Origin of the sequence: Streptomyces sp. NPDC087901 (assembly GCF_044742205.1) — a bacterium.
Lineage (GTDB): Bacteria > Actinomycetota > Actinomycetes > Streptomycetales > Streptomycetaceae > Streptomyces.
Window position 1 is genome coordinate 1,097,441 of record NZ_JBIUUC010000001.1, and the last position, 20,175, is coordinate 1,117,615.

Below are 20,175 nucleotides of genomic sequence, written 5' to 3' on the forward strand. Positions count from 1 at the left end.
CGGACGATTCGGCAGGCGCCGTGGCGCATCCCGGGGCGGTTCCGGCCCCTCCTCCGCACTGCCTCCCGCAGTGCCTCCGCAGCACCTCAGGTGACCAGGGCGAGCGCGCAGGTGGCCGCGGACACCGCCGTCACCGACAGCACCAGACCGGTCAGCACGAAACGCCGCACGGAGATCCGCGTCCCCTGCCAGCGGCACCGCTCGAACCACAGCAGGGTCGCCAGCGAACCCCACGGAGTGACGACGGACCCCGCGTTGACCCCGATCAGCAGGGCGAGCAGCTGGTTGTGGTTGTCAGCGGGGATGACCGCCTCGCCCGCCACGTACGCCGGCAGGTTGTTCAGCACATTGGACAGCCCCGCACCCACCCCGGCCGACCGCAGCATGCCCACGAAGCCGTTGTCCGAGCCGAGCGCCCGCACCAGCAACTCGTGCAGACCGTGCGCGCCGACCGTCTCCACGACCAGGAACATCCCGGGTACCAGCACCAGCAGCCGCCACGGGACCAGAGACACCCGCAGCTCCTCCCGGCGCCGCACCGCATACGCCGCCACCACGATCACCATCGCCACCAGCGAGGCCGACCACAGCGGTACGTCCGCCACCAGGATCGCGAGCAGGAAACCGCCGCACGCCACCGAACAGATCCGCAAGAGCACCGGATCACCCGGAACCGGCACGGCGGGCGGGACGTAACGGTCCGCCCCGCGCCGGCCGCGGCGCCAGTAGAACACCCACAGGCACAGGGCCGTCACCCCGATCGCCGCCAGCTGCGGCAGCCACATCACCGCGGCCAGACCGGCCGGGGACAGCGCCACCCGGTCCGCCGCCAGCAGATTCGTCAGGTTCGACACCGGCAGCAGCAGACTCGCCGTGTTGGCCAGCCACACCGTCGTCATCGCCAACGGCAGGGCCGCGATGCCCACCCGGGTACCGAGCGCCAGCATCACCGGCGTGAGCAACACCGCGGTGGTGTCCAGATTCAGCGTGATCGTGGTGAGCGAGGCGAACACCACGCAGAGCCCGAAGAGCAGGGGATAGCGGCCCCGGCCCGCGCGCGCCACCCACGCCGCCACCACGTCGAAGACCTGCGCCCGGCCCGCCAGCTCCGCCAGCACGATCACCGTGGCCAGGAACACCAGCAGGGGTCCGATGCGCCGCATCTGATCCGCCGCCGGATCAGCGGGCAACAGCCCGGTCACCACCGCCGTCACGCCCAGGACGAGCAGCCCGCCCGCCAGCCAGTCCAGTGGATGCAGCCGCCGCACCAGGGAGACCGCACCGGAACGAGTGACTCCCGGCGCAGAGTGATCATTCCGCATGCGGTCATCGTGTCAGACCCGGCACCCGCTGCCGCTCAGCCCGTCAGCGCCGAGCTCTTGAGGACCACCAGCAGCACCAGGACGGCGAGCAGCACCACACACCCGGCCGCCTGTACGGGCGTACGCCGCTGCGCCGGGGCGTACGCGTACACGACCGTGACGACCGCGCCGGTCAGCAGCCCGCCCAGGTGCCCCTGCCACGAGGTGAAGCCCGCCGAGATCACCATCCAGAGCAGGAACCCGGCCAGGAACCGGTTCACCGCCTGCATGTCCCGGCCCAGACGCCGGTTGATGACGTAGAACGACGCCGCGAGACCGAAGACCGCTCCCGAGGCGCCCACCGCGGAGTCGAGCGGCGCGATCAGGTAGACCAGAACGGAGCCGCCCAGCGCGGACAGCAGATACAGCGCGAGATACCGGACCCGCCCCAGCTGCTCCTCGACGACCCGGCCCAGATTCCACAGCGCGTACATGTTGAAGGCGATGTGCAGCACACCGAACGGCAGCGAGCCGAAGGACGATTCGCCCGGCGGCAGATGCAGGAAGGCCCCGGTCAGCAGCCGGTACCACTCGCCGTCCACCACGCCGGTCACGTCGAGGCCGGGGAAGCCCCCGTTCACGTAGACGTACTGGCTGCCGTCCGGGCCGGTCAGCCCGGCACCCGTCATCGCGAACCGGTCGACGATCCCCGGACGGACCAGCTCACCCAGGTACGCCAGGATGTTGAGGCCCATCAGCACATAGGTGACGAGCGGCACGGCACTGCGGGGGACCGCACCGCCGAACACCGTCCGCGCCTGCCGTATCGAACGCCGCCCCTCCTTCACGCACTCCACGCAGTGATGACCGACGGCCGCCTCGCGCATGCAGTCCGGGCAGATGAAGCGCTCGCAGCGGGTGCAGCTCACATACGTCTCGTACGAGGGATGGCGGTAGCACGTGGTGACGGCGGCCTCCATGGCCGGCTCCTTCGTCGGTGAATGGACCAGAAGCCGGTGGGGGCGGCGGCGATCAAGATAGCGAACCCGCAGGAGCGGGCAGCACCCGGGTTTAGGCTCGGGGTTCCTCACCCCCGACGATCGGAGCCCCCTGATGACCGCCGAGGCGTTCCGGATCCTGCGTGCGGCCGGCCGCACACCGGTGCCATGGAGGAACGGCGGGGGCACCACCCGGGAGATCGTCGCGTCCCCCGGCGCCCCGACGGACGGATTCGACTGGCGGGTCAGCCTGGCGGACGTGGCGGCTGACGGGCCGTTCTCCGTGTTCCCGGGCGTCGACCGCACCCTGACCGTGGTGGAGGGGGCCGGGATGGACCTGATGGTGGGCGGTGAGCACCACATCGTCGACGAGCCGTACTGGCCGCACGACTTCCCGGGCGACCTGGAGACCGACGGCCGGCTGCTGGCGGGTCCGGTCGTGAACCTCAACGTGATGTACCGCAGGGACCGCGCACGGGCCGAGACCGCGGTGGTGCGCGGCACCCTCCGGCTGATGGCTCCGGAGGGCGGGGCGGTGCTGGCCGTGGTACTGGAGGACGGTGCGGTCATCGACGGTACGGACAGCCGGCTCGGCTGCTACGACGCGGTGCTGGTGCGGGGCAGGGCGCCGGTCGTCCTGCGGACGCAGGGATACGCGGCCCTGGTCACTCTGTCGGCTCGGTCGGTCTACGAGCCCGGAATCCAGTAGCGGTGCACCTGCGAGACCTTCGGGCGCTCGCTCGAGGCGGGCAGCCCCTGCTTCTCGGCGACGGGCATCATCACCGCGCCGAACTTGTCCATGGCCTCCTCGGACTCCCAGAGGTCGTACACCTCGATGCCCGAATCGGTCGGGACGCAGACGTGCGACAGGCAGCCCGCGAAGGTGTCGCCGGGCAGTGCCTGGAGTTCCGCGTTGAGCGCGTCGTACTGGTCCGTCGTCATGCCGGGCAGCGACGCCTTCATGAAGATCGCCATCTGAACTCACCTCGGGGGCGGGAGCGGCCCTCCCCGCCGCCGGGACGGCGGCCTCCACCTCCTCCAGCACACCACGCCGGGGCCTGCGCGGCATCCGTCCGGGTGGTACGCGACCGTCCTTAGGGAATCCGGACAGAGGATGTCGGGTTTCCCGGGTTCGATGGAGTCATGACCTCATCCTCCTGGGCAGACTTCCGGTCGGCGGAGCCCGTCTTCGCCGACACCGTCCGACAGCGCTTCGAGCAGTACAAGCACCACGTCCTGGCGACCCTCCGCAAGGACGGCTCGCCACGGGTGACCGGCCTCGAAGTGGAGTTCCGGCTCGGCGAGCCGTTCCTCGGCATGATGCCGAACTCGCGCAAGGCACTGGACCTGTTCCGCGACCCCCGCTTCGCGGTGCAGGCCAACCCCGGTCCCGACGCCGAGATGGCCGACGGCGACGTACGGATCTCCGGACGCGCCGTGGAGGTGACCGACCCCGAGGTACTGGCCCGCTTCATCGGCGAGGTGAAGCCGCCGGAACCCTTCCACCTCTTCCGGGTGGAGCTGACCGAGGTGGTGCGCATCGGCCTGGAGGGCGGTGACACCCTGCTCATCCAGTCCTGGCGACCCGGCCACCCACTGCGCACGGTCCGCAGGGGCAACGACGACGGACAGACGGTCACGGAGCCCTGACGGCCCGCCGGGCGGCGGAGGAGCGGCCGGCCGGGGGAGCGGACGACGGGGCCGTCCGCGGCCGTTCCCGCGGGGCGGAGAATGGGCGGGTGCCTACCAAGAAGAAGCCCCAGGTGACCCCCTCGCCCGAGCGCCGTGGCGAACTGCTCGCCACCGCCGCCGAGGTGTTCGCCGCCCAGGGATACAACGCCACGACCGTCCGCAGGATCGCGGACGCGGCCGGCATGCTCGCGGGCAGCCTCTACTACCACTTCGATTCCAAGGAATCGATGCTCGACGAGATCCTCTCCACCTTCCTTGGCGAGCTCTGGGAGGGATACGACGCCGTCCTCGACGCCGGGCTCGGCCCCAGGGAGACCATCGAGGCGCTCGTCACCGAATCCTTCCGTGAGATCGACCGGCACCGCGCCGCCGTCGCCATCTACCAGAAGGAGGCCCGGCACCTGGCCGCCCAGCCCCGGTTCCAGTACCTCGTCGACTCCCAGGAGAAGTTCGAGAAGGCCTGGCTCGGCACCCTGGAGCGCGGTGTCGCCGACCGGACCTTCCGCGCCGATCTCGACATCCGCCTCACCTACCGGTTCGTCCGCGACACCGTCTGGGTCGCCGCGTCCTGGTACCGGCCGGGCGGGCAGCACAGCCCGGAGGAGATCGCCCGCCAGTACCTCTCGATGGTCCTGGACGGCATCGCCCTGCGCCATTGAACCGGCCCGGCGGGAACCGGTTCGAACAGATTCGAGACGGCTCGAGACGGCTCCAGGCCGGACGCCCCAAGGGTTCGCGCAAAAATCTGCCGGCCGGCGGCGCGGCGTGTCCCACCGCTGGTCGGCAGATCGTGCTACGGTGATCCGGTTGCAGTTTTGGTACCCATGAACTTTATGTGCGCCTGACGGGAATGCTTCCTCAGGCGCTTTAATGTTTTCCGGCTTTCTCCGGGTGGGGCTCAATGCGGCGACTTGGAATTCGTAAAGTGCGGATTTCCGGCACTGCACCTGTTTTAGGAGAATGACATGGCTACTGGAACCGTGAAGTGGTTCAACTCGGAAAAGGGCTTCGGCTTCATCGAGCAGGACGGCGGCGGCGCTGACGTCTTCGCCCACTACTCCAACATCGCCACCCAGGGCTTCCGTGAGCTCCAGGAGGGCCAGAAGGTCTCCTTCGACGTCACGCAGGGCCAGAAGGGCCCGCAGGCGGAGAACATCGTCCCGGCCTAATTGCCGGACGCGTACCTCGCAGCCGGGGCCCGCACCGTGAAGGTGCGGGTCCCGGCTTGTGCTGTCCCTGGGAAGCAACGCAAAGACCGGGCGCCGTTCGGTGCCCAGCACCGGGTGCGACGAAGCACCCCGGGGCGTCCCGAGAGTTCCTCGCGCCGCGTACAGCGGTCCGTCCGCATGTCCGCGCAACCCCCGGAACTCTCCCGTGGTCCCCGCAGTCCCAGTCAGTCCCGAAGTCCCACGTAGTTCCCCAGGAATCCCCAGGAGGGCAATTCCGTATGACCCGCTCCGAACGTCAGGACCGTCCCGCCCGCAATCGCCCGTCGAGGGGGCGTGGCACGGCCCAGACACAGGCAACCGCACAGGGTTCCGGCAAGGGATCCGGCAAGGCGTCACCCCGTCGCAGGGCCACGCCGCCGCAGGGTGAGTTCGCCCTGCCCGAAACCATGACCCCCGCGCTGCCCGCCGTCGAGGCGTTCGCCGAGCTGGACATGCCCGCCGCCCTGCTGAAAACCCTTGCCGCGCAGGGCGTCACCGACCCGTTCCCGATCCAGGGCGCCACCCTGCCGAACTCGCTCGCCGGCCGGGACATCCTCGGCCGCGGCCGCACCGGCTCCGGGAAGACCCTCGCCTTCGGCCTCGCGCTGCTGGCCCGCACCGCCGGCCGCCGCTCCGAGCCGAAGGCGCCGCTGGCGCTCGTTCTCGTCCCGACCCGCGAGCTCGCCCAGCAGGTCACCGACGCGCTGACGCCGTACGCCACCGCAGTCAACCTGCGGATGGCCACCGTCGTCGGCGGTATGTCGATCAGCAAGCAGTCCGGCACGCTGCGCCGAGGCGCCGAGGTGCTCGTCGCCACGCCGGGCCGTCTCAAGGACCTCATCGAGCGCGGCGACTGCCGCCTGGACGACGTCGCCATCACCGTCCTCGACGAGGCCGACCAGATGGCCGACATGGGGTTCATGCCGCAGGTCGTCGCCCTGCTCAAGCAGGTCGAGGACGACGGCCAGCGGATGCTGTTCTCCGCGACCCTGGACAAGAACATCGACCGGCTGGTCAAGATGTTCCTGACCGACCCCGTCGTGCACTCGGTCGACCCGTCCGCCGGTGCCGTCACCACCATGGAGCACCACGTGCTCCACGTGCTCGACGAGACCGACAAGAAGGCCGTCGCCACGAAGATCGCCGCCCGCGAGGGCCGGGTGATCATGTTCGTCGACACCAAGCGCGCCGCCGACCGCTTCGCCAAGCGGCTGCTCGCCAGCGGTGTCCGGGCTGCCGCCCTGCACGGCGGACGCTCGCAGCCGCAGCGCAACCGGACCCTGGACCAGTTCAAGACCGGTGAGGTCACCGCGCTCGTCGCGACGAACGTGGCGGCCCGCGGCATCCACGTCGACGACCTCGACCTGGTCGTCAACGTGGACCCGCCCACGGACCACAAGGACTACCTCCACCGCGGCGGACGCACGGCGCGCGCCGGGGAGTCCGGCAGCGTCGTCACGCTGGTGCTGCCCGAGGAGAAGCGGGAGATGACCCGCCTCATGCAGGACGCGGGCATCGCACCCCGCACCACCCGGATCAAGTCCAGCGACGAGGAGCTCTCCCGGATCACCGGGGCGCGCGAACCGTCCGGCATCGCGATCGTGGTCGAGGTCCCGCAGCCGACTCCGCCGAAGCCGCGCACGCGGTCCGGCGGGGGCACGGGTACCGGTGCCGCGGGCGGCTTCCGCTCGGGCAGCCGTGGCCGGGGCAGGCGCGGCGGCGCCGGTGGCGCAGGCGCTGCCGGCGGCAGCGGCGCGGGCGGCAGCGGCGCGCAGGGTGCGGGCGGCGGGTCCCGCGGCTCGGGCGCAGGTGGCGCCTCACGCGGTACCGGTGGCGGTGGCGCTGCACGTGCTACCGGTGGCGGTGGCGCTTCACGCGGTACCGGTGGCGGTGGCGCGGGTCGCTCCGGCGGTTCCGGCCGCGGCGGCGCTCCGGCGCGCGGCCGCCGCGCGGCGTAGCCGGTCGATTTTCGGCCCGTCCGGAGTTTTCCGGGCGGGCCGGCATGCCTTTCAAGCCCGTCCGGCGTTCGAGGACGGAGCGTCAGCCGGGTCCGCCCCGGGTGCCGCTTCCGTCATCACACGCCGGACGGGCTGCTTTCACCACCTGAACGGTCTTCGCGCGGCACGGGTGCCCCCAACCGCGCCAGCACCTCCGTGCCGAACGCCCGCCGCAAGGGATCGGCCGCCGCGCACCACGCGGCCGCCGCCTGGCGGGTCTCCTCCCCGCCGCGCTCGCACAGCGCCTCGGCCGAGGTCCGCCAGTTCTCCAGCTCCGGGCCCCCGGACCGCAGAGCCCGCCGCGCCAGTTCCTCGAAGGGGGCGGAAAGGCCCAGCTCCGTCTCCAGCACCGTGGCGATCGCGCCGTGCCCCGTCTGCTGGTCCCGGCCCGCAGTCGGCCGCCCGTCGCGGACCAGTTCGACGGTCAGCGTCTCTCCGCCGTCGACGACGCTCCGGTCCACCACGACCTCGTACGCTTCCGTGTCCCCGTACAACTCCCGCAGGCCCGCCCGCATCTCCTGCTCCAGGTCGGTGTCCAGCAGACGCCGCGCCTCGCCGAGCGCCTCCTCGGCCGCGCCCTCCACCGCCCCCGCACCGTGCCGCAGCAGCGCGCGCACCGTCGGCAGGGAGCCCCGGCGGGCGGCGCGCAGCAGAGGTGATTCGCCCTCCGGACCCGGCAGGCACGGGTCGGCGCCGTACGCCAGCAGCACTTCGGCGGTCCGCGCGTGGCCGAGCCCCACCGCCCACCGCAGCGCCGTGAACCCGAACTGCTCGCGCAGATCCGGTCGCGCCCCGGCCGCCAGCAACGCCTCGACCACCTCCGTGTGCCCGCCGCACGCAGCCCCGCACAGCGGCAGATCACCCGACTCGGGGCCGCATGCCCGGTCGGGGTCGGCGCCCGCTGCGAGGAGCAGCCGCACCACTCCCGGGCGGTCCGACACCGCCGCGAGATAGAGCGCGCTCGCACCGTCCTCGTCCACCGACTCGGCGGGCACACCGGCGCGGAGCAGTCGTACGACGGCGTTCTCACCCTCGTACAGCGCATCGAACAGGCCTGGCCCGCCCCCTGCCTGCGCCATCGGATCTTCTGTCATATTTCGACTGTAATACGCCGCACGCCAGGGCCTCTTGCCCGTGGCGGGCCCTCTCAGGTGGTGCGGTCTCAGGTGGTGCAGTCCAGCACCGTCCGGCACAGTGCGCACCGCGCCCGCACCCGGCCGCGGACCGGAACCCGGTTGCGCTGATGGCAGGTCGGGCACGGGAAGGCGACCCGCAGCCCGTCGCCGCCGGCCTCGAAGGCGTACGGAACCTCGGGACCCTGGACCGGAACCGAACCCGGATGGTCCTGTGCGTACCGCCGGTCCCTGGCGTACCGGCGCCGGCCCGACCAGCCCGCCGCCGTCAGCGGCGGCTGCGCGCTCTCGCGCAGGGCCTGCGCCCGGCCCCTGGTGTACGCGGTGTACGCCTGCGGGCTGGTGAACCACGGCGAGGGATCCTCGTCGAAGGCCAGCGCCCGCTTGGCCAGCACGTACCCGAACTCCTCCGGAGTGAGGTAGCCGAGCTTCTGGCTGGACGTGGCGTCCTGACGGAACGCGTCCAGCAGCAGCCAGCCCGCCCCCAGATAGGCCGCCGCGGTGTCGGTGAGGATCTCGTTGTCACGCGTCCCCGGGAACTCCAGGCCCAGCCGGTGCAGCAGCACATGCATGACCTCGTGCGACAACGCGGCACCGATGTCCCTGCGATGGGTACGGAAGCGGTCGTTCAGCTCGATGAAGTACTCCGGCCCCGCCGCGAGTTCGACACTTCCGGCATGCTCCATCGCACGGAACGCCACGATCATCCGGGCGTCCGGCAGCCGCAGATGCTGCACCATCGCCCGCGCCACCCGCTGCGCACCGAGATACAGGTCGTCCGCGTCGGCGAACGCCGCATCGGCGGGGGCGAGGCTCGGGGCGAAGCGGTGGACGCCGTCGTACGACAGGCGGCGGTAGAGCGCGGTGATCGCCGAGCGGATGGTGGCCAGATGCGGGAAACCGTGCACCACCGGGCTGCCGTGGGGGCTGTCCGTCACGTCCCCACCCCCACTTCGCGACGCTCAACTCCTCACCACTGTAGACCGGGGCAGGCGGGTGCGGCCCGGGCAGGCGGGATCCGTCAGGCGTCCGTGTCCGCCGGGCCGCCCGTCCGTACGGGCACCCCCGGCCCCAGCTCCGCATACGGTGCCCCCGCGCTCTCCACCTCCAGCACCCACACCTCGTTCACGCCGTCCCGCAGCACCGGACCCGGCACGTACAGCGTCCGCTGCGGGCCCGCCGACCAGTAGCGCCCGAGGCAGAAGCCGTTCACCCAGACGAACCCTCTTGTCCAGCCCGGTAGTTCAAGCCCCGCGTGCCCCGTTCCGGACACGTCGGCGACCTCGAACGTGCCCCGGTACAGACCGGTACCCCCGGACCCGTCGACCGGCACGAACGGGACGCCCGCCACGGCCGCCGGTTCGTCGAACGCGTCGAGCCGCAGCGCCCGCGCCCGTACCCCGTGCAGGAACTGGCGCTCGTGCAGCACGCCTCCGGTGATCCCCTTCGGCTCGCCCAGCCGCGGCCCGTAGTTGACCCGGCCCAGCGACTCCACCCACAGCTCCACCTCGGCGGGCCCGCCCACCGGCTCCGCCAGAGTGCCGTCCTCCTCGCTCAGGACGCCCCTGCGGACCCCGTCCACGTACACCACCGCCCGGTCCCGCAGGCCCGAAACGCTCAGGGTGTACGGGCCGCGCGGACCCGGCACCGCGACCCGGTACCGCACCAGGCCGCGGTCGACCCCCAGCTCCTCGAACGTGGGCGGCACACCGGACTCCGCCGCTTCCTCCTCGCCCAGCGCGTCCATGACGTCCGGCAGCGGCGCCCACTCCGTCAGTCCGGCCCGCACCGGAGCCAGGCCGGCGGGCTCCGGCGGCAGCGGGGGCAGCGGCCCGTCCGCGTACGGCGCGAGGAGCTCCCGGAAGAGCCGGAACTTCTCCGTGGGCCGCCCGTACTCGTCGATCGGCGCGTCGTAGTCGTACGACGTCACCGTCGGCAGCAGGTCCTGGTCCTGGAGCGGCCCGGAGCGGTTGGCGCCAGCCCAGCCCGCGAAGTTCGTCCCCCCGTGCGCCATGTAGATGTTCACCGACGCCCCGCACTCCAGGATCTCCCGCAGCGCGCCGGCGGCCTGCGCCGGATCCCGTACGACGGGCGGCGCGCCCCAGTGCTCGAACCAGCCGCACCAGAACTCCATGCACATCAACGGGCCGGCGCTCTGATGGCGACGCAGCACCCGGAACGCCTCGCGCGCCCCCGAACCGAAGTTCGCCGTGACGAGCAGGCCGGGCACCGAGCCGCCGGTGAGCATGTGATCCTCCGGCCCGTCGGAGGTGAACAGCGGAACACTCACGCCGAACGCGACGAGCATCTCGGCCACCCGGCGCAGATAGACCGCATCGGTGCCGTAGCTGCCGTACTCGTTCTCCGCCTGCACCATGATCACCGGACCGCCGCGGCCGGTCTGCCGCTCCACCACCTGCGGCAGCAGCTCGGCGAACCACCGCTCCACCGCGTCCAGATAGCCCGCGTCCCGGGTCCGCACCCGCCTGCCGAACCGCCCGGTCACCCATGCGGGCAGCCCGCCGTTCTCCCACTCCGCGCAGATGTACGGGCCCGGCCGGACGATCGCCCACAGACCGGCCCGGTGCGCGGCGTCCAGGAAGCGGCCGAGGGCCGCGACGTCCCGGTACTCGCCGGGCTGCGGCTCGTGGAGGTTCCACGGCACATAGGTCTCGACACAGTTCAGGCCCATCGCCCGCAGCATCGACAGCCGGTGCTCCCACTGCGCCTCGTGCACCCGGAAGTAGTGCAGGGCTCCCGACAGCAGCCGTACGGGCTTCCCATCGATCCGGAAGTGGTCGTCCCCCACGGTGAAGTCAGCCATCGTGCTCGTTCTCTCCTGTGCGCGCGGTCCCGTGAACGCCGCGCTGCGCGGCCCGGTACGAGCGGAACGCGGTACGTGTGACGGAGCGGGCGAACCCGGGAGGAATGTCACGGCCCAGCCTCGCCCCCTGGCGTGCGGCCGGTCCATGGACAAAGATCACTGCTGATTGGACGCAGCACACGACGCTGCACGTCACCTCACCGCGGACGGAGGAGCGAAGGCCGATGTACCACACCTGGATGCGCTTTTTCACCCCGAGCCCGCTCCACCACCGCCTCGGTCTGGTCTGCCTGGGCGTCGGCCTGCAGCACGGCACGCTGCCGACCGTCGGCCCCCGCACCCTGGACCACCACGTGGCCGTCGTCATCAACGCGGGCAGCGGATGGTTCATCGGCCCGGACGGGCGCCGGGTCCCCGTCACCGCGCCCAGCCTGATCTGGCTGACCCCCGGCACCCCGCACCACTACGGCGCCGACCCGGTCACCGGCTGGGACGAGAGCTTCGTCGACTTCACCGGGCCCGCCACCGCCACGTACACCGAGCTCGGCTACATCGAGCCGGACCGCCCCCTGGTCCCGCTCTCCGACACCGCGGCGCCGCGCGCCGCCGTCGGCCGGATGGTCCGGGCGGCCCGGCGCGGCAATCCGCTGCTGGAGGTGGAGACCGGCGCGGCCGTCCACGAACTCCTCGTCGCGCTGCGCCGGGCCCGTGCCGACGTCAACCCCGACGGTGACCCGGTGCTGCACGCCCTGGCCCGGGACGCGTTCCAGCCGCTCTCCGTCGCCGAGCACGCCGCCCGGCACGGCATGACACCCGCCGAACTGCGCACCGCGGTGCGGCGGGGGGCCGGCTGCAGCCCGAAGGACTACCTCCTGGGCATCCGGCTCGGCCGTGCCAAGGAGCTCCTCGCCACCGGCGACCTGCCCGTCGCCGCGGTCGCCCGCAGGGTCGGGTACGACGACCCGGCGTACTTCTCGCGCCTGTTCGCCCGCCGCGTCGGCATGGCCCCGGTGCGCTTCCGCGAGCAGCAGGGCCGCAGTGTGCCGGGCGGCTGGAGCGACCGGGTCCCGGACCCGGAACACCCTCCGACGATCATCCCGTAGCCCGGTCCGTCTAAGCTCGCTGACCATGACCACGAGCGACATCGACGATTCCGTAGGCGCCGAACTGAACCGGCTGCGCGAGAGCATCGACAACATTGACGCGGCTGTTGTCCACATGCTCGCCGAGCGCTTCAAGTGCACCCAGCAGGTCGGCCACCTCAAGGCCGCCCACCAGCTCCCCGCGGCGGACCCGGCCCGCGAGTCCCGCCAGATCGCGCGGCTGAGGCAGCTGGCGGAGAGCGCCCATCTGGACCCGGCGTTCGCCGAGAAGCTGCTGAACTTCATCGTGGCCGAGGTCATCCGCCACCATGAGCGCATCGCGGAGGAGTCGGCGAACGGGACGGGCGGCGCACAGGCGTAGCGACCGGAGCCCCGAGCCGAGGGTTTCGGCGTCCGGGGCTCCGGTTTCGGCGTCCGTCGTTCGGGCCAAGGGCTAAGAGTTCAGGACTCGGAGCTAAGAACTAAGAGTTCAGAGCGCGGGGCTCAGAGCGCGGGGCTCAGACCTCAGAGATCAGGCCTCAGGGCGAGATCTCCTCCAGCGGCCGGTTCGCCGTCTCCTCCGCCAGCGTCCCCGCCACCACAGCGCCCACCACGGCCACCGCGCCCAGCATCACGAACACCGCCGCGACGCTGTCGCCCGCCGCGTAGACCACGCCCACCAGGATCGGGCCGAGGATCACGCCCAGCCGGTTGACCGCGCCGCCGACGCTGCAGCCCAGGGCGCGCATCCGGGTCGGGTAGAGCTCGGGCGTGTACAGGTACAGGCAGATGTTGGAGCCGAAGAAGCCGACCGCGGAGAGGGAGGTCCAGATCAGGACCTGTGCGGGGGTGCCGGCGCCGAGTGCGGCCAGGGTGAGCAGGAGCGCGGCCGAGGCACCGAGGCAGAGGGCGAAGATCCGGCGCCGGCCCAGGACGTCCACCGTGAGGGCGACGATCAGGCAGCCGAGCAGGCCGGCGACCGAGGTCACCGTGGAGTAGAGCAGGGCGTCGGAGAGCGTGAGGCCGTACTCGTCCTTGTAGATGCTGGGCAGCCAGGACGTCACGCCGTAGTTGACGAAGTAGCCGGTGAACCAGATCACGCCGACGACCAGCGTGCGGCGCCGGTAGCGGCCGGTGAACAGGCCGCGCACGCCGGTCGCTGCGCGTTCCGCCGGGGTGGCGGCCGCTGCCGTGGGCTCCGGAGCGGTGGCTGCGGGGCCGGCCGGCCGGGGGAGTGGTTCACCCGTCGCCGCCGATACCTTGGCCTCGATCTCGGTCATGACCGCCTCGGCCTCGTCCAGCCGTCCCCGCTCCGCCAGCCAGCGCGGCGACTCCGGGACCTTGCGCTGGACGAGGAAGGCCAGCAGGCCGGGCACGGCGGCGACCGCGAACATCACGCGCCAGCCCGCCGCCGGGACCACCCAGGCCGCGACGAGGGCGCCGATGGTGAGGCCGGCCGGGAAGACGAGTTCGTACAGCAGGACGAAGCGGCCCCGCTTGAAGCTCCGGGTGATCTCGCTGATGAAGGCCGCCGCCACCGGCACCTCGCCCCCGATCGCAAGTCCCTGGAGGAAGCGAAGGCCCAGGAACGGGGTGAGTGAGGTGCAGGCGGTCAGCGCCAGGCTCGCGATGCCGGACGCGGCCACGCAGTACGCGATCACCTTCACCCGGCCGTAGCGGTCGGCGAGCCGTCCCGAGAGCAGGGCGCCGATCAGCATGCCGGCCGAGCCGACCGTGAGGACCGCGGTGGCGTCGCCCGTGGACAGCTGCCATTCGTCGCGGAGCTCCGGCAGTGCGTAGGCGATCAGCAGCTGGTCGAAGGCCTCGAAGAAGGTGACGACACCCACGATCAGGCGGACGGTGACATGCCAGCGGGAGAGCGGCAGGCGCTCGAAGCGGGCGGCGATGGTGGCGCGGGTGGTGCCGGCCGGCGACGGGCCCGGTGCGGCGTCCTTCGAGATGTCGGTGCTCATCCAGGGTTCCTCCTGCTCCGCGTGGGGCCGGAGCGGTTGGGGAGCCAGGTGTACGAGGTTGCAGAGGAGTCGTGAGTCAGCTGAGCGTACGGGTGGGGGACGGCCGTGCGGCGCTCGTGAGCTTGTGAAATCTCCCACTGCCCTCTGGAAACTTCTATAAGTGCCTAGCTTCTTAGCGCTTAAGTTTTACCTGCCCAGGGGTGGCCGCCGTCAAGACCTTCGAGGCAAAAGGAGATTTTGCCGAGGGGGCTTGCGGATAAATACTTAAGCACTTAGATTTTTAGGCCTGAGGTAACCGATTCGATTGCAGGAGGCCAACTGATGCTTGCCGACGAGGTGTTGGTCGCGGGGCAGTGGCGGCAGGGCCGGGGTGCCCTCATCGAGACGGTCGACCCGGCCACCGGCCAGGTCATCGCCACCGTGCACGCCGCATCCCTCGACGACGTCGAGGAGGCCGCCGCAGCCGCCGCCCGCGCCGCCCACGACCCCGCCTGGCGCGAGCTCCCCGCCCACCTCCGCGCCCGGCTGCTCCACCGCATCGCCGACCTCGTCGAGCAGAGCGCCGACCGGCTCTCCGCCCTGCAGACCGCCGACACCGGCAAATGCCGCACCGAGACCCACGCCCTCGTCCTGAGCGCCGCCGGCACCTTCCGCTACACCGCCGCCGCCCTGGAGACCGCCGAGGACACCGTCACCCCCTCCCGCGGCCCGTACGTCACGATGAGCGTCCACGAGCCCATCGGCGTCGTCGGCGCGATCACCCCCTGGAACTCGCCGATCGCCAGCGACGCCCAGAAGGTCGCCCCCGCACTCGCCGCAGGCAACGCCGTCCTCCTCAAGCCCGCCGAGTGGACCCCCCTCGTCGCGCTCGCCCTGGGCCGCCTCGTCCACCAGGCACTCACCGAGGCCGGGATGCCCGCCGCCCTGTTCTCCGTCCTGCCCGGCCGCGGCAGCGTCATCGGCGACGCGATCGTCCGCCACCCGGCCGTGGAGAAGATCACCTTCACCGGCGGCACCGCCACCGGCCGCACCCTCGCCCACATCGCCGCCGACAAGCTCGTCCCCATCTCGCTGGAGCTGGGCGGCAAGTCCCCGACGATCGTGCTGGAGGACGCCGACCTGGAGCAGGCGCTCGCCGGCGTCATGTACGGCGTCTTCTCCTCCAGCGGACAGAGCTGCATCGCCGGCTCCCGGCTGTTCATCGCCCGCTCCCGGTACGAGGAGTTCCTCGGCGAACTCGTCTCCCGTACCGAGAAGCTGCGCGTCGGACCCGGCACCGACCCCGACACCCAGGTCGCCCCGCTCGTCCACCACCGTCACCGCGACAGCGTCGCCGCCTACGTCGACCTGGCCCGCGAGGAGGGCGCCACCGTCCGCTGCGGGGGAGCGGCCCCCGAAGGCGAGCGCTACCGCGACGGCGCCTACTACCTCCCCACCGTCCTGGACGGCCTGCCCAACACCGCCCGCGTCTGCCAGGAGGAGATCTTCGGCCCGGTCATCGTCGCCCTGCCCTTCGACGACGAGGACGACCTTGTCGCCCAGGCCAACGACAGTGTGTACGGACTGGCCTGCGGCATCTGGACCCGCGACCACGCCAGAGCCTGGCGCCTCGCCCGCCGCGTCGACGCGGGCACCGTCTGGATCAACACGTACAAGCAGTTCAGCATCTCCACCCCGTTCGGCGGGCTGAAGGACAGCGGCATCGGCACCGAGAAGGGCCGCGACCTCATCCGCGGCTACCAGCGGCAGAAGTCCCTCTACTGGGCCACCGACACCACCCCGCTGCCCTGGGCAACCCAGTGAAGCCGAGCGAGAAGAAGCCGGAGCCCCCCATGCCGTACGAAAACCCCCACGCCCGCCGCCCGTCCCTCGAACCCGTCGCCCGGCTCCGCGCCCTGCGCTCCGTCGAGCTCCGCACCCCCGCCTTCACCGAGTCCGCCGACTTCTACCGCGAGGTCTGGGGCCTGGAGCCCGTCGAACAGGAAACGGACGCCACCTGGCTGCGCGGCACCGGCGAGGAGCACCACGTCCTCCACCTCAGCCGCGGCGAAGGCAACGGCCTCGGCCGCATCACCTTCGCCGTCGCCACCCCCGCCGAGATCGACGAGGCCGCCCGCCGCCTGCTCGCCCGGGGCATCGTCCCCGTCGCAGGCCCCGGCCCCCTCGACCAGGTCGGCGGCGGCTACGGACTCCGCTTCACCGACCCCGAGGGCCGGCTGATCGAACTCAGCGCCCAGACCCACGCCGTCACCCCGCGCGGCCGGGACGCCGCCGTCCCCGTCGGCGTCACCCACACCGTCCTCAACACCACGGACATCGACGCCGCCGTCGCCTTCTACACCTCGGTCCTCGGCCTGCGCGTCTCCGACTGGTCCGAGCACCAGATGGCGTTCCTGCGCTGCAACGCCGACCACCACTGCATCGCGTTCAACCAGGCCGATTGGACCTCGCTCAACCACGTCGCCTACGAGATGACGTCCGTCGACCACTTCATGCGCGGCCTCGGGCGCCTGCGCCACCACGGCATCAACCCCCAGTGGGGGCCCGGCCGGCACGGCCCCGGCAACAACACCTTCTCGTACTTCACCGACCCCGCCGGGCTCGTCTGCGAATACACCTCCGAGGTCGCCCAGATCGTCGAGGACGCCTGGATCGCCAAGGTGTGGCGCCGCACCCCCGACCTCTCCGACCTCTGGGGAACCGCCGGACCGCCCTCACCCGCCATCCGCTGCCACATGGCCGGCACCCCCGACCCCGGCCCCCTCGCCACCCCCACCGACGCACCAGAAGAGGTGACCGCATGACCGCCACCCTCACCCCCCGGCCGGACACCACCACCCGACCCGCCCGCCCCGTGCGCCGCATCGGCCTCGTCGGCTGGGGAGCCATCGGACGCGTCGTCGGCACCGCACTCGCCGAAGGCCACATCCCCGGCGCCGAACTCACCTGCATCATCGACAACCGCCCCCTCGTCGACGCCCCCGCACCCCAGCTCTCCTTCGAGGACGCCCTCGCCGTCTGCGACCTCATCGTCGAAGCAGCGGGCCAGGCCGTCGTACGGGAATGGGCCGAGCGCGTCCTCGACAGCGGCGCCGACCTGCTGATCGCCTCCACCGGCGCCCTCGTCGACCCCGACCTCACCGACCGGCTGCGCGCCGCCGGACCCGGACGCGTCTACTTCACCGGCGGAGCCGTCGGCGGACTCGACCTCCTCCAGGCCGTCCGCGGACTCGGCCCCCTCACCTCCGTCACCCTCACCACCACCAAGCTCCCCGGCACCCTCCACCAGCCATGGATGGACGCGGAGCTGACCGAGCGGCTGCGGACCACCACCGAACCCGTCGAGGTGATGCGCGGCACCGCGATCGACGTACCGGTCAAGTTCCCCAAGTCGACCAACGTCGCCGCATCCGTCGCCCTCGCCACCGGCGACCCCGCCCTCGTCGAGGTCGTCGTCGTCGCCGACCCGGCCGCCACCCTCACCCGGCACGTCATCGAAGCGGCCGGCCCGCACGGCACGTACCGCTTCGAGGTGGCCCACCGGCCCGACGAAGCCAACCCCGCCACCAGCCAGGTCGTCCCGCACGCCGTGCTCCGCAGCCTCGGCGCCGTCGTCGGCAGGGCAGGACAGATCCTGTGACCGCCACGACCCGCCCGGAAGCCGCGCCGGCCGCCGTCGACACCGCCGCCCCCTCCGCCGGGGCCGTCCACACCCGGGAAGCCGGCGACCCCGACGCCCCGCTCCTGCTCTGCCTCCACGGCATCGGCTCCTCCTCCGCCGCCTTCACCCCCCAACTCGACGGACTCGCCGACCAGGTACGGGTCGTGGCCTGGGACGCCCCCGGATACGCGGACTCCGCCGACCCCGCCCACGCCCCCGGCCTCGACGGCTACGCCGACACCGCCGCCGCCCTCATCCGCGAACACGGCGCCCCCGCCCACGTCCTCGGCGTCTCGTGGGGCGGCGTCATCGCACTGCGCCTCGCCACCCGCCACCCGGACCTCGTCGCCTCCCTGATCGTCGCCGACTCCAGCCGCGGCTCCGGAACGCACCCGGACAAGGCCCGCTCCATGCGAGAGCGCGCCGGACAACTCGCCGACCAGGGACCCGGAACCTTCGCCGCGGCCCGAGGACCACGCCTCGTCTCCGCCGGCGCACCCCCCGAACTCGTCGAACGCGTCGTCGCCACCATGGCCGCCTCCGTCCGGAGCCCCGGCTACGGATACGCCGCCGCGTCCATGGCCGAAGCCGACCTCACCGACGACCTGCCCGCCATCACCGCACCGGCCCTCGTCCTGTGCGGCGAGCAGGACACCGTCACCGGGACCGACGAGTCACAGGCCATCGCCGGCGGACTCACCAAATCCGTGTACGTCACCCTCTCCGGCGCCGGACACCTCTCCAACCAGGAACGCCCCGAGGCCTTCAACGCCTGGGTCCGCGCCCACCTCCACGTCGTCGCCCGCGTACCCGCGTAACGACGCAGTCACCACCCACCCCCACCACCGAACCAAGGAGCATCTCGTGCCCATCGACAACACCCCGTACGAGACCGACGGCGACCTCGCGAAGTTCACCGACTCCCTCATCGCCACCAAGGACTCCCGCGAGCCCGACTGGAACACCCTCTCCTTCCAGGAGAAGGCCGGAGCCCAGTACCGCCGCGCCCAGATCCGTTACGTCGGCTCCGGCGCCACCGGTAACCACGAGAACGACAACCGCATCCTGCCCTCCGGTGGCTTCACCCTCTCCAACATGCTGCTCCCGCCGGGCGCCGAAGGCCCCGAACACACCCACCACGACGTCGAGGAGGCCTTCTTCGTCCTGGAGGGCCAGGTCAAGGTCGGCATCCACCGCGGCGCCGAAGAGGCCGAATACCGCACCCTCGGCTACCGCGACATGATCGTCGTCCCCGCCGGAGTGGCCCGTTCCCTGAAGAACGAGGGCGACACCGACGCCCTGTTCTGCGTCATCATCGGCACGCAGAAGCCGCAGGTCCCCACCTACCCCGAGCACTCCCCGATGCACGGCATCACCCGCGACTGATGGCCACCGACGACACCCCCCGTACGGTCGTCGTCACCGGCGCCGGCCGCGGCCTGGGACTGGCCGCGGCCCGCCGGATCGGCAACGACGGCCACCGCGTCGTCATCGCCGAACTCGACGAGACCACCGGCAGACAGGCCGCCCACGACCTGCGCGCCGAGGGCATCACCGCCGACTTCCTCCCGCTCGACGTCGCCGACCCGGAATCCGTCACCGCACTCGCCGCGACCCTCGCCGGAGACGGCACCCGGCTGTACGGACTGGTCAACAACGCCGGACTCGCCAACGCGGTGGGAGGCAAACCCTTCCACGAGATCGACGTCGAAGCCTGGGACCGCATCATGACGGTCAACGCCCGCGGCCCCTGGCTCGTCGCCCGCGCCCTCCTCCCGCTCATGCGGGAACACGGCAGCGGACGCATCGTCAACCTCGCATCGGACGCCGCCCTGTACGGCTCCCCCCGGCTCGCCCACTACATCGCCTCCAAGGGCGCCGTCATCTCCCTGACCCGGGCCATGGCACGCGAGACCGGCGACTTCGGCATCACCGTCAACGCCGTCGCCCCCGGCCTCACCGAAGGGGAGTCCGCCGTCGACATCCCCGCCGAACGCCACGAGCTGTACCGCCTGAACCGGGCGATCTCCCGGCCCCAGCAGCCGGCCGACCTCGTCGGCCTCATCGCCTTCCTCATCGGCGACGAGTCCGGCTACATGACCGGCCAGACCTTCGCGGTCAACGGCGGATTCACGATGCACTGACCGGATCAAGCCCGTTCCGGCGGCCATTGAAACCGTCCGGCGGACCGGCCAGGCCCGTCCGGCGGGCCGGTCAAGCCCGGCCGGCGACCGAGGACAAGGCGGTGCGCCGGACCGCCCCGGCTCATCCACACCCGCGCCCCCAGACCGAAAGGAGCCCGCCCC

General features: G+C 71.9%; 20 protein-coding genes. 13 read left to right on the forward strand and 7 right to left on the reverse strand.

What is annotated here, in order from left to right:
* Nucleotides 1-86: 86 nt before the first annotated feature.
* Together ACIOEW_RS04860 and ACIOEW_RS04865 are read right to left on the reverse strand one after the other, a co-directional pair.
* On the reverse strand, nt 87-1,322 hold the full coding sequence (locus ACIOEW_RS04860) for an SLC13 family permease (protein WP_362551351.1): 1,236 nt from the start codon (nt 1,320-1,322) through the stop codon (nt 87-89).
* Between the two features lie 35 nt (nt 1,323-1,357).
* The gene (locus tag ACIOEW_RS04865) at nt 1,358-2,281 is read right to left on the reverse strand and encodes a rhomboid family intramembrane serine protease (RefSeq protein ID WP_401961270.1); all 924 of its coding nucleotides are present in this window, start codon (nt 2,279-2,281) and stop codon (nt 1,358-1,360) included.
* Nucleotides 2,282-2,414: 133 nt separating this feature from the next.
* On the opposite strand from ACIOEW_RS04865, the gene ACIOEW_RS04870 reads away from it, so the two are divergent.
* Nucleotides 2,415-3,008, forward strand: a complete 594-nt coding sequence (locus ACIOEW_RS04870; protein WP_401961271.1) for a HutD family protein — start codon at nt 2,415-2,417, stop codon at nt 3,006-3,008.
* Here the strand turns inward: ACIOEW_RS04870 and ACIOEW_RS04875 are convergent.
* On the reverse strand, nt 2,987-3,274 hold the full coding sequence (locus ACIOEW_RS04875) for a hypothetical protein (RefSeq protein WP_401961272.1): 288 nt from the start codon (nt 3,272-3,274) through the stop codon (nt 2,987-2,989). The two genes, ACIOEW_RS04870 and ACIOEW_RS04875, sit on opposite strands and share 22 nt — an antisense overlap.
* Nucleotides 3,275-3,442: 168 nt before the next feature.
* On the opposite strand from ACIOEW_RS04875, the gene ACIOEW_RS04880 reads away from it, so the two are divergent.
* From ACIOEW_RS04880 to ACIOEW_RS04895, 4 genes are all read left to right on the forward strand, one after another.
* Nucleotides 3,443-3,949 carry a pyridoxamine 5'-phosphate oxidase family protein gene (locus tag ACIOEW_RS04880; RefSeq protein ID WP_401961275.1) on the forward strand — a complete coding sequence of 169 codons (507 nt, stop codon included), beginning with the start codon at nt 3,443-3,445 and terminating at the stop codon, nt 3,947-3,949.
* Between the two features lie 89 nt (nt 3,950-4,038).
* Nucleotides 4,039-4,650 (forward strand): TetR/AcrR family transcriptional regulator, encoded by a 612-nt coding sequence (locus ACIOEW_RS04885; RefSeq protein WP_362551366.1) that lies wholly within the window; start codon nt 4,039-4,041, stop codon nt 4,648-4,650.
* A 306-nt stretch (nt 4,651-4,956) separates the two neighbouring features.
* Entirely contained in the window at nt 4,957-5,160 is a 204-nt protein-coding gene (locus ACIOEW_RS04890; RefSeq protein ID WP_015607926.1) for a cold-shock protein, read from the forward strand.
* Nucleotides 5,161-5,438: 278 nt separating this feature from the next.
* On the forward strand, nt 5,439-7,157 hold the full coding sequence (locus ACIOEW_RS04895) for a DEAD/DEAH box helicase (RefSeq protein WP_401961278.1): 1,719 nt from the start codon (nt 5,439-5,441) through the stop codon (nt 7,155-7,157).
* Nucleotides 7,158-7,273: 116 nt separating this feature from the next.
* On the opposite strand, the gene ACIOEW_RS04900 is transcribed toward ACIOEW_RS04895, so the two are convergent.
* The 3 genes from ACIOEW_RS04900 to ACIOEW_RS04910 all read right to left on the reverse strand — a co-directional run bounded on the left by ACIOEW_RS04900 (nt 7,274) and on the right by ACIOEW_RS04910 (nt 11,153).
* Complete coding sequence (locus ACIOEW_RS04900) at nt 7,274-8,290, reverse strand: ankyrin repeat domain-containing protein (RefSeq protein ID WP_401961280.1); 1,017 nt, start codon at nt 8,288-8,290, stop codon at nt 7,274-7,276.
* A gap of 68 nt (nt 8,291-8,358) precedes the next feature.
* Nucleotides 8,359-9,267, reverse strand: coding sequence for a hypothetical protein (locus tag ACIOEW_RS04905; RefSeq protein WP_362551376.1), 909 nt, complete (start codon nt 9,265-9,267; stop codon nt 8,359-8,361).
* An 83-nt stretch (nt 9,268-9,350) separates the two neighbouring features.
* Nucleotides 9,351-11,153, reverse strand: a complete 1,803-nt coding sequence (locus tag ACIOEW_RS04910; protein ID WP_401961282.1) for a beta-galactosidase — start codon at nt 11,151-11,153, stop codon at nt 9,351-9,353.
* A gap of 224 nt (nt 11,154-11,377) precedes the next feature.
* Here ACIOEW_RS04910 and ACIOEW_RS04915 point away from each other — a divergent pair, with 224 nt between their 5' ends.
* A complete protein-coding gene (locus tag ACIOEW_RS04915; protein WP_350988651.1) occupies nt 11,378-12,256 on the forward strand; it encodes an AraC family transcriptional regulator in 879 nt (292 codons plus the stop codon).
* A 25-nt stretch (nt 12,257-12,281) separates the two neighbouring features.
* Nucleotides 12,282-12,617 carry a chorismate mutase gene (locus tag ACIOEW_RS04920; RefSeq protein ID WP_362551382.1) on the forward strand — a complete coding sequence of 112 codons (336 nt, stop codon included), beginning with the start codon at nt 12,282-12,284 and terminating at the stop codon, nt 12,615-12,617.
* 157 nt (nt 12,618-12,774) lie between these two features.
* Here ACIOEW_RS04920 and ACIOEW_RS04925 read toward each other — a convergent pair whose 3' ends face one another.
* On the reverse strand, nt 12,775-14,208 hold the full coding sequence (locus ACIOEW_RS04925; protein WP_362551385.1) for an MFS transporter: 1,434 nt from the start codon (nt 14,206-14,208) through the stop codon (nt 12,775-12,777).
* Nucleotides 14,209-14,529: 321 nt separating this feature from the next.
* Between ACIOEW_RS04925 and ACIOEW_RS04930 the strand changes: the two genes are divergently transcribed.
* The 6 genes from ACIOEW_RS04930 to ACIOEW_RS04955 all read left to right on the forward strand — a co-directional run bounded on the left by ACIOEW_RS04930 (nt 14,530) and on the right by ACIOEW_RS04955 (nt 20,013).
* Nucleotides 14,530-16,011 carry an aldehyde dehydrogenase gene (locus ACIOEW_RS04930; RefSeq protein ID WP_401961284.1) on the forward strand — a complete coding sequence of 494 codons (1,482 nt, stop codon included), beginning with the start codon at nt 14,530-14,532 and terminating at the stop codon, nt 16,009-16,011.
* A 29-nt stretch (nt 16,012-16,040) separates the two neighbouring features.
* Nucleotides 16,041-17,012 (forward strand): VOC family protein, encoded by a 972-nt coding sequence (locus tag ACIOEW_RS04935; protein WP_401961286.1) that lies wholly within the window; start codon nt 16,041-16,043, stop codon nt 17,010-17,012.
* Nucleotides 17,009-17,848 carry an aspartate dehydrogenase domain-containing protein gene (locus tag ACIOEW_RS04940; RefSeq protein WP_362551394.1) on the forward strand — a complete coding sequence of 280 codons (840 nt, stop codon included), beginning with the start codon at nt 17,009-17,011 and terminating at the stop codon, nt 17,846-17,848. Before ACIOEW_RS04935 ends, ACIOEW_RS04940 begins: the two co-directional genes overlap by 4 nt.
* A 104-nt stretch (nt 17,849-17,952) precedes the next feature.
* On the forward strand, nt 17,953-18,687 hold the full coding sequence (locus ACIOEW_RS04945) for an alpha/beta hydrolase (RefSeq protein ID WP_362551552.1): 735 nt from the start codon (nt 17,953-17,955) through the stop codon (nt 18,685-18,687).
* Nucleotides 18,688-18,733: 46 nt separating this feature from the next.
* Entirely contained in the window at nt 18,734-19,255 is a 522-nt protein-coding gene (locus tag ACIOEW_RS04950) for a cupin domain-containing protein (protein WP_401961287.1), read from the forward strand.
* Nucleotides 19,255-20,013 carry an SDR family oxidoreductase gene (locus ACIOEW_RS04955; RefSeq protein ID WP_362551396.1) on the forward strand — a complete coding sequence of 253 codons (759 nt, stop codon included), beginning with the start codon at nt 19,255-19,257 and terminating at the stop codon, nt 20,011-20,013. Before ACIOEW_RS04950 ends, ACIOEW_RS04955 begins: the two co-directional genes overlap by 1 nt.
* Nucleotides 20,014-20,175 lie beyond the last annotated feature (162 nt).